The organism is Bradyrhizobium sp. (assembly GCF_049586575.1).
In the GTDB taxonomy this organism is placed as follows: Bacteria; Pseudomonadota; Alphaproteobacteria; order Rhizobiales; family Xanthobacteraceae; genus Bradyrhizobium.
Genome location: NZ_JBAVCF010000525.1, coordinates 1 through 5687 on the forward strand (window position 1 = coordinate 1; position 5687 = coordinate 5687).

The window sequence follows — 5687 nt, forward strand, 5'->3', positions numbered from 1 at the left end:
GTCGTAGCGGTTTCGAAAAGCGCGAAAGCGGGGAGTTTTCCACCGCACCGCACAGGCGAAGTACTTCTCTTCATACAACCGTCATTGCCGGCTTCCTATAAGGATACGCGGCACTTTTCCGTCTTAGGGTGTCCGGGTTCTGGCATTCGTACCCTAACTGCGGCGGGTCCGTTTGCGGATGTCAGAACCGAACGGACACCGCCCGTCAGTCCGAAATTTCGCAAGCCCGGCCTTTTCAACGTAATCCACAGCAACCCGGCGATGCCAAAGAGGTTATCATGCGGGGATATTTGGAGGCTTTCGATGAGTTCCGGATTACACGAGACCGCCATCGACGAAATCGTGGCGCGGTGCAACGGCGATATCAGAGGCGCGCTGAAGGCACTTTTGCTGGTTAACGAACAGCTTGAAGCCGAGGTTGCCCAGCTCCAGGCCGCTGTCGCGCATGGCCGAATGACAGGACCGAACCGCAACCTCCTGCACTAGCTACCGGCAATAAGCCCGACATTAGATATCGCGGCCCTCGACCTTCTCGCTCAGGGTCTTGATCAGTTCGGGCACCTTATCAAGGTGCGGATTGACGGCGATCGCTCTCCGGAAGGCGTCAAGCGCGCGTTTGTCGTCGCCGAGGTCCTGCATAATCATGCCTAGCCCCGCAAGTGCGCCGAAATGGCGAGGCTCTCGCGCCAACACCTGCTCAATATCGGCAAGCGAATGGGCGTAATCGTTTCTCAAATAGTAAAGCGTCGCGCGGCGGTTCCAGCCTTCGACATAGTCGGGGCGCAACCTGATGACGGCGTCCAGCAGCTGGAGTGCGACGTCGGAATTTTGCGCCACCATCGCCGCCTTGGCGCGGGTCATTAACAGCAAAACGGTGTCGCTCGGCGTTTGCAGCCAGATCGCCCAGATCCGGGCCTCGACATGCTTGGCGCTGGCCTCGTCGGGGGCCGCCTTCAGCGCGCCAAACAGAAAATCCAGCCCGCGCGTTTTGTCAGCCGGGACCCTCGGCAATTTCGCGGGAGCGTCAGGCAGTCTTTTGTGCTGTTTGGAATTCAGCTCCTGCGCAAGCGAGGCCGCTGGTATCGCGGCGATGGTTGCAGCGAGGAGAATTGCTAGCCGACGATGACGCACGGCACGGAATCTCATGGCCATAGACGAAGTCTAGACGCAGCAAAACGCGCTTGCAAAGCAGTCAGGCGTCAAAGACCTGTGATGAACATGGAAATTAGGACTGGATCAGCCTTGGCGCGCCTTGAAGCGGCGCTGAACCTTGTTGATCACATAGACCCGGCCCTTGCGGCGGACCAGACGGTTGTTGCGATGACGACCGCGCAACGATTTCAGCGAGTTACGGACCTTCATGGGACATTCCTGATGCTTTGAAAGGCCGTGTTCGGCGCGATCATCCGGGCAACCCGAAAGACCCTCGGGTGACCCCAACTATGGAAGAACGATTTTATCCCGCGACGGCAATGCCGCCCGGAACGCGCGGTTTCTAAGCCATGGGGCCCTCAAATGTCAATCCGGACCGGCCATTTTGGGCCTTTTTGGCCAATCAAGCCCGGTTTCGGGCGAAAATCCGCCCGTCCCGGAACCTGCCAGCGGAGTCGGTCCATCAATCCGGCGGGAACTCGACCATAGCCTCGCCGGTCGCAACCTTCTCGCCGGCCTGGTTGGATACGAGGACGTCGATTAAGACCCAACGCGATTTCGACGTCACCTGCTTGGACTTCACGACGCCGGTGGACTGGATGGTGTCGCCGGGCCGGACCGGCTTGACCCAGCGCGTTTCAAGACGACGGTGAATGGCGCCCAAAGGATAGGCCCAATCGGTGATCATCCGCGAGATCAGCCCGAAATTGTTCATGCCGTGCATGATGATGCCGCCGAAATTGGTCTTGCCGAAATCCCCCTTCATATATTCGTCGTCGAGATGCAGCGGGTTATAATCCAGCGATGCGTCGCAAAACAGGCGAATGGATTCGCGGCTGACCGCGAACTTTGGCCCCGCGATGGTGTCGCCGGCATTCAGGCTTTCAAACATCGCCGTCACGAGACCCTCCCTTACATCGGCCGGATGGTCCAGCCGCGGCCCGAACAGATCACTTCGCCACGCTGGTTGAAGAAAACATTGTCGTGCACGACGAACAACCGACCGCGCTTGGTGAACTTGTCCAGCGCGCGGGCCTCAAGCCGGATCACGTCGCCCGGGCGCGCGGGAATGTTGTAGCTCCACGATTGCCCGGCATTGACGGTGCCGGGCGAGCGCATCCAGTCGTCCGCCGGAGTGCAGGAGAACATCAGGAGGATGTGGATCGAGGGCGGCGCGATCAATCCGCCGTAGCGGGTCGTTTTGGCGTAGGCCTCGTCGAAGTAGACCGGATGGGTTTCGCCGACCGCCGCACAGTACAACTCGATCGCCTCTCGCGTCAGCGTATAGGGAATGGTCTTGCGCGGCTCGCCGGGAATGATGTCGTCCCAGACCTTGCGCAGATTGGCATCTTTCCAGAAGTCGGTCTCGAAGGCGTCCGGCTGCGCCATGGCACTCACCCGTTTTCCGTCTTGTTCCACTGCCTCGCCACTTTGTTATATGATATAATCAATTCAGGAACGGCACAGTCAAGCAGCCACGGGAAACCAAAATGTCCAAATTGAAGCTGCCCAATATCGAAGACGTGGTCGCGATCGATATTCATACCCATGCCGAGGAGCCCTGCGGGCTGCACGGCGACGACGGCTATGACGACTTCCAGGCGCAGATGGCGGCCTACTTCAAGTCGCCGAACAAGCATCCGCCGACGGTCGAGGAAACCGCCGCCTATTATCGCGCGAAGAAGATCGCGGCCGTGATCTTCCCGGTCGATGCCGAGCGTGAGACCGGATTCCGCCGCTACAATAATGACGAGATGTTCGAGATCGCCGCGAAAAATTCCGACGTGCTGATCCCGTTTGCGAGCATCGATCCCCACAAGGGCAAGCTCGGCGTCCGCGAAGCCAAACGGCTGATCGAGGAATACGGCATTCGCGGTTTCAAATTTCATCCGACCATGCAGGGCTTCTATCCCAACGATCGCATGGCTTATCCGCTCTATGAGGCAATCTGCGACGGCGGCGCCATCGCGCTGTTTCACACCGGCCAGACCGGGGTCGGCAGCGGCATGCCCGGTGGCATGGGCATGCGGCTGAAATATTCCAATCCGATGTACATGGACGACGTCGCCGTCGATTTTCCCGATCTCAAGATCATCCTCGCGCACCCGTCCTTTCCCTGGCAGGAAGAAGCGCTGTCGGTCGCGACCCACAAGCCGAATGTCTATATCGACCTCTCCGGCTGGTCGCCTAAATATTTCCCGCCGATTCTCGTCCGCTACATCAATTCGATTTTGCAAGACAAGATGCTGTTCGGCTCCGATTGGCCGGTGATCACCCCGGATCGCTGGCTGGCGGATTTCGCCAAGCTCGACATTCGCGATGAAATCAGGCCCAAGGTGCTAAAAGCCAACGCGCGAAAGATCCTGAATATCTAGCGACACGAAGCTCGCGGCCGACACCAAGAAGAAAGAACAGCACGTGACGATCAATGCCCTCGTCTTTGATGCCTATGGCACGCTCTACGACGTCCAATCGGTGGCCGCCGTCACCGAAGACGCATTTCCCGGGTACGGCGATATCATCACTCAAATCTGGCGCATCAAGCAGCTCGAATACTCCTGGCTCCGTTCGTTGATGCGCCGTTACGAGGATTTCTCCGTCATCACGAAGGAAGCGCTCGCCTACACGATCCGCGTTCTGGGGCTGAAGCACGATACGGCTACCTTCGAGCGCATCATGGACAAATATCTTCACCTCGATCTCTATCCCGATGCAAGGGCAACGCTGGCCGCACTCAAGGGCCGGAAGCTTGCTATCCTTTCCAACGGCTCCAGCAATATGCTCGAGGCGCTGGTGAAGAACAGCGGACTGGATCGCGTTCTCGATGCGACCATCAGCATCGATTCACGACGGATCTTCAAACCCGCACCGGATGTCTATACGCTGATCGAGGCACGGCTTGGTGTGCGTCCCGCCGAAGTTCTCTTTGTGTCCTCCAATCCCTGGGATGCTTGTGGCGCAAAGGCCTTTGGATTAAACGTCGCCTGGATCGAGAGGGTAACGCCGGAAGCGATGGCGCTCGCCTGCACCAAAAGCGACGTCGTCACGCCACTGACCCTATTCAAGGCGCTTCGAACGCAAATGGATGAACTTGGCGTCACGCCCGACCACCGTATTCACGCCTTGTCAGAATTGCCCGGTCTTGTTGCGCATTCATGAGTCTTGAATCCGTTCGCGCCTTCTTTGCCGAGAAGGCTCCCGACATCGCCGTGATCGTATCGCCGAAGAGCTCGGCGACCGTGGCGCTCGCCGCCGAAGCCTATGGCGTCGAGCCGGCGCGGATCGCCAAGACGCTAAGCTTGAGGGTCGGCGATCAGGTCATCCTGATCGTCGCGAGTGGCACATCGCGAATGGACAACAAGAAGGTCAAAGTACGTTTCGGCGGCAAACCGAAGATGCTGGGCCTCGATGAGGTCGCAGAAATCACAGGCCACGAAGTCGGCGGCGTTTGCCCTTTCGGGCTGAAAGCACCGCTGCCGATCTATTGCGATGTGTCGCTGAAAGCCTTTGACGAAGTCGTGCCGGCGGTGGGCTCGATTCACAGCGCCGTCCGCATCGCCCCCTCACGCATGGCCGAACTCGTCGCAGCCGAATGGGTCGATGTCTGCGGCGATCCAATGAACGAAACCGCGAAAGCTTATTGATACTGATAGCGTCGAGCCGGCGGCGCCAAGGGCTGTGGAGAGTTTGGCGGCGGCGGAGTAGCGGCGCTATCGCTCGATTCAAACACCGCGCGGCATGGCGCGCTAAGCTGCAGGGTGTTTGCCTGCAAACAGGCTACGATACGATTCTCGTCAGGTATCGCAGCCCCGCATATCCGGAACACGTCGGGCGTGCAGGCCATCTGCTGCTGCATGGTTCCACGATGTTCCTGGGCAGCGGCTGAACTCACGCCTGCAAGCGTTGCTGCCAGACCCAAAACAGTCAGAATTCGGAAAATTCGGTGCTTTCGCATGGCCGCCCCTTCCTCTTCAGCACATGAGTATTTGCCCGGCCGAACCGGTTCACCCAGCAAACCAAATCAATGAGGCCGGACTGGTTCGCGCCGAACAACAAAATGTGAGCGTGCCACCTAGCGTGGCGATTCAGAAATCCGCTTCATTATCGCCGCAGGTTCGCCACGCGGACTTCCGAACCAAAGCAGGGCGATAGCTATTCCACCCTGCCAATGCGTTTGACCGCAGCGACAAGGCGCGCGCTGTCGGTATCGACGAACTTCGAGAACTCCGGCGCGTCCATATAGGCGACGGGGCTACCCGCCGTCTCGAAGGTCCTGATCACTTCGGGTCTTGTCACGGCCTGCGCCATCGCCTCGCGCAGCCTCTTCACGATCGGTGCCGGCAATGCCTTTTGCGCGAACAATCCGGCCCAGATGTAGAACTCAACATCCTTGTAGCCACGCTCCTTGAAGGTCGGCAGATCGGGGAAGCTTGCGATGCGTTCCGCACCCCAATTGGCCAGCACACGCATCTTGCCGGCATCGACCAGCTGTTTCAGCGTCCCCGGCGCCGACGCCACCGCGTCCACAGTCCCGC

Annotated in this window: 9 protein-coding genes; 4 read left to right on the forward strand and 5 right to left on the reverse strand. The window is 59.1% G+C overall.

The features are described from left to right. Window positions 1-303 precede the first annotated feature (303 nt). Window positions 304-486 (forward strand): hypothetical protein, encoded by a 183-nt coding sequence (locus WB528_RS19705; protein WP_423890078.1) that lies wholly within the window; start codon window positions 304-306, stop codon window positions 484-486. A gap of 21 nt (window positions 487-507) precedes the next feature. On the opposite strand, the gene WB528_RS19710 is transcribed toward WB528_RS19705, so the two are convergent. The 4 genes from WB528_RS19710 to WB528_RS19725 form a co-directional block, all read right to left on the reverse strand. Further along, window positions 508-1152: a tetratricopeptide repeat protein gene (locus WB528_RS19710; RefSeq protein WP_423890079.1), complete on the reverse strand. Its 645-nt coding sequence runs from the start codon at window positions 1150-1152 to the stop codon at window positions 508-510. An 84-nt stretch (window positions 1153-1236) separates the two neighbouring features. Beyond that, entirely contained in the window at window positions 1237-1362 is a 126-nt protein-coding gene (gene ykgO / locus WB528_RS19715; protein ID WP_002718645.1) for a type B 50S ribosomal protein L36, read from the reverse strand. A 253-nt stretch (window positions 1363-1615) separates the two neighbouring features. Then, window positions 1616-2053, reverse strand: coding sequence for a MaoC family dehydratase (locus WB528_RS19720; RefSeq protein ID WP_423890080.1), 438 nt, complete (start codon window positions 2051-2053; stop codon window positions 1616-1618). An 11-nt stretch (window positions 2054-2064) separates the two neighbouring features. Continuing rightward, window positions 2065-2541 (reverse strand): MaoC family dehydratase, encoded by a 477-nt coding sequence (locus WB528_RS19725; protein WP_423890085.1) that lies wholly within the window; start codon window positions 2539-2541, stop codon window positions 2065-2067. Window positions 2542-2642: 101 nt separating this feature from the next. On the opposite strand from WB528_RS19725, the gene WB528_RS19730 reads away from it, so the two are divergent. Genes WB528_RS19730 through WB528_RS19740 form a run of 3 tightly spaced genes read left to right on the forward strand, consistent with a single transcriptional unit; the run spans window position 2643 to window position 4796 of the window. Then, window positions 2643-3527 (forward strand): amidohydrolase family protein, encoded by an 885-nt coding sequence (locus WB528_RS19730; RefSeq protein WP_423890081.1) that lies wholly within the window; start codon window positions 2643-2645, stop codon window positions 3525-3527. 43 nt (window positions 3528-3570) lie between these two features. Further along, window positions 3571-4311, forward strand: coding sequence for a haloacid dehalogenase type II (locus tag WB528_RS19735; protein ID WP_423890082.1), 741 nt, complete (start codon window positions 3571-3573; stop codon window positions 4309-4311). Next, window positions 4308-4796, forward strand: a complete 489-nt coding sequence (locus WB528_RS19740) for a YbaK/EbsC family protein (RefSeq protein ID WP_423890083.1) — start codon at window positions 4308-4310, stop codon at window positions 4794-4796. The genes WB528_RS19735 and WB528_RS19740 overlap by 4 nt, the downstream gene beginning before the upstream one ends. 508 nt (window positions 4797-5304) lie before the next feature. On the opposite strand, the gene WB528_RS19745 is transcribed toward WB528_RS19740, so the two are convergent. Further along, on the reverse strand, window positions 5305-5687 hold a 383-nt coding region (locus WB528_RS19745; RefSeq protein WP_423890084.1), incomplete at its 5' end, for a tripartite tricarboxylate transporter substrate-binding protein.

Excerpts from the sequence above, each read along its gene's own strand:
- WB528_RS19710 (WP_423890079.1), bottom strand. The coding sequence starts at position 1,152 with ATGGCCATGAGATTCCGTGCCGTGCGTCATCGTCGGCTAGCAATTCTC.
- WB528_RS19705 (WP_423890078.1), top strand. The coding sequence starts at position 304 with ATGAGTTCCGGATTACACGAGACCGCCATCGACGAAATCGTGGCGCGG.
- ykgO (WP_002718645.1), bottom strand. The coding sequence starts at position 1,362 with ATGAAGGTCCGTAACTCGCTGAAATCGTTGCGCGGTCGTCATCGCAAC.
- WB528_RS19740 (WP_423890083.1), top strand. The coding sequence starts at position 4,308 with ATGAGTCTTGAATCCGTTCGCGCCTTCTTTGCCGAGAAGGCTCCCGAC.
- WB528_RS19730 (WP_423890081.1), top strand. The coding sequence starts at position 2,643 with ATGTCCAAATTGAAGCTGCCCAATATCGAAGACGTGGTCGCGATCGAT.
- WB528_RS19725 (WP_423890085.1), bottom strand. The coding sequence starts at position 2,541 with ATGGCGCAGCCGGACGCCTTCGAGACCGACTTCTGGAAAGATGCCAAT.